Origin of the sequence: Silvimonas sp., assembly GCF_031291215.1 — a bacterium.
GTDB classification, from domain to species: Bacteria; Pseudomonadota; Gammaproteobacteria; order Burkholderiales; family Chitinibacteraceae; genus Silvimonas; species Silvimonas soli.
This window is the reverse complement of sequence record NZ_JARLJK010000052.1, coordinates 1-1600: the sequence shown is the minus strand read 5'-3', so window position 1 is coordinate 1600 and position 1600 is coordinate 1. Positions and strand designations below refer to the sequence as shown.

The 1600-nt window shown below is 53.1% G+C and carries 1 protein-coding gene and 1 pseudogene; both read left to right on the top strand.

What is annotated here, in order from left to right:
• Positions 1-121: 121 nt before the first annotated feature.
• Positions 122-642: pseudogene (locus P4L78_RS01545) on the top strand (integrase core domain-containing protein); the annotation flags it as partial.
• A gap of 272 nt (positions 643-914) precedes the next feature.
• Positions 915-1193, top strand: coding sequence for a hypothetical protein (locus P4L78_RS01540; protein WP_309326542.1), 279 nt, complete (start codon positions 915-917; stop codon positions 1191-1193).
• The last annotated feature ends 407 nt before the right edge of the window (positions 1194-1600 follow it).

The following is a 1600-nucleotide window of genomic DNA, read 5'->3' as shown; positions in this document are numbered from 1 at the left end:
CGGTTGCGTCACAACCGACCACGTGAAACCAGCGCTTGCCAAGATCGATACCCAAGGTCACTGCAATCATGGTGGTCTCCTGTTGCCGGATACGCCCTTAACGTAGGAAAAAATAAAGGGGTGGACCATACCATTAGTGTTCGACCGGACCGCCGAAGGACGGGCTATCAAGTGCCTGACCATTGTCGATGACGCGACGCACGAGTCCATCGCCATCGTTGCCGAACGCACCATCGCGGATTACCCGTTAACACGCATGCTGGACCGGCTGGGCAGAACACGAGGCTTGCCGCAGGTCATCCGGACTGACAACGGCAAGGAATTCTGCGGTCGGGCCATGCTGACGTGGGCGCATCAACGCGGGGTACAGCTACGCCAGATTCAGCCCGGCAAGCCGAACCAGAACGCGTACATCGAATCATTCAATGGCAGGTTTCGCGATGAATGCCTGAATGAACACTGGTTTACCAGTCTGGCGCATGCCCGGGTGCTGATTGAAACCTGGCGCCGGGAATACAACGAGGAAAGACCCAAGAAATCGCTGGGCGGCCTGACGCCGTCCGCGTATGCCAGGCAACTGGCAGCGAAGTCGGCTAAATTAACCCCGGGCTCTCAAGCTGTGTGCTACTGAAACCGGGGTGACGTCGGGACGTCTATCAAGGTGGTCGAATTGTCTTCACGCAATGGGCAGATACCGACTATGAAACTGAGTTGGCGGCACCTGGGCAGCTTGAGCATACTTCTCGTCAAAGTGCTCTTAGACTTTGGCAGGCGCTCCAGCGAGGTGATAAGAAGAATATTTTTGCAGAAGCCTGGTTGTGAGCTGTATAACCGACTTGGGTAAAGCCTGCCTCTCACGAACGGCTAATCTCGGCCAAAAGCGGCGGCATCAGAGTTGAAATAAAAAGGTTGAAATGAAAGAAAAACTGCCCAAGGCTCAACTACTGCTGCTTCTAGAAAAACTCATGCAGCCACAGGCTATGACCGAAAAGGAAAGTGATGATGTGCTACTTGCCTTTTGTGCCGGATGTCCAGACCCAGTGAAAGCTAGATGGTTAATTGTTGATTGCATTGAGCCGTTGTCGAATCTGGAATTGGTAGAGCGTGCGCTATCAATGCCACTTCGCCTAATGGCTGACGTCACGCCAGAGGAATTGCCGGAAAGGCACCCATTAAGAGCCGTCGCCATGTGATGCTAGCCGTGGTTCGAACGTCCGCTTTGGAAAAATCTGATAGACCGCTTTGGGTCGAAAGCGGCACTCCCGAAAATTGATGATGTCTGCGCAGTTTATTGGCGATATCGGTGACAATATCCCCTTCTTTTTTTGAGGGATTTGCAGAACGGGTGCGTTCGGCACAGCCAGGTACTCGAACCCTGTACAAATAGGTTTTGGCAATGTTTCAAGAACTAGATAAGTTGTTGAGTAGTGGATGTGGGGTCGACATGTGGTCAGACGATTGGTCTGGCCCGGCCTCGATGGACACTGACTTAAGGTGGATAATGCCCACCCAGGAGTTGTGTTCATGACCAAGACCAGACGTACTTACCCCGAATCCTTCAAACGTGATGCAGTAAACCAGGTGCTGGCCGGCACCCCGT